The 575-nt window shown below is 35.7% G+C and carries 1 protein-coding gene; it reads left to right on the plus strand.

Annotated elements, in window-relative coordinates; genetic code table 11:
- Positions 1-58: 58 nt before the first annotated feature.
- A partial coding sequence (locus RR062_06225; GenBank protein MEG2027288.1) for a hypothetical protein occupies positions 59-575 on the plus strand: 517 nt, incomplete at its 3' end.

Consider the following 575-nt stretch of genomic DNA (forward strand, 5'->3'; position numbering starts at 1 on the left):
TTATAGGTTATTTCCCCTATGGCTTTTTCGATATAGGTGAGTTTGTCACTACCTTAATATGGCTGACGGCAAGGAAGCCTTTTCAAGTCTAAAATCAAAGGACGCAAGAACGGCGTATAAATATCTTACAACTGCCGAAGACCTATACTTAAAAGCAATAGAAGAAATAGGCGGTAAGTATATCAAAGGCAAGATTATCGGTATAAATGATAAAGACGATAATGATAACGATAAATTAGGCGTTGCAAAAGAAAGCAAAAAGCAGTATAATAAAAAGACACCATATATCCAATGGAAATCGGACGCTCTTGCTTGGGCAAATGATTCCAAGAGAAAAGTTGGGGATATTGATAGTGGTGCAGATAACAACTACTATTATTTTTATGAGGCTACTGACCCTTATGGAGATGATAAAGCGACCGATTACAAAGTCGTTGCAAAAGTAAGAGCAGATAAATATGAATTAATCAAAAATTGGAGAGAGGAGGTTGAACGGAATAATGAAAGAAGTAACGCAAGCGTTTATGAGTGTGTTGATGAGTATGAAAGTTCAAAACAAAAATATAGAGGCAATA

This window comes from Clostridia bacterium (assembly GCA_036654455.1).
Taxonomy (GTDB): Bacteria; Bacillota; Clostridia; order Christensenellales; family CAG-314; genus JAVVRZ01.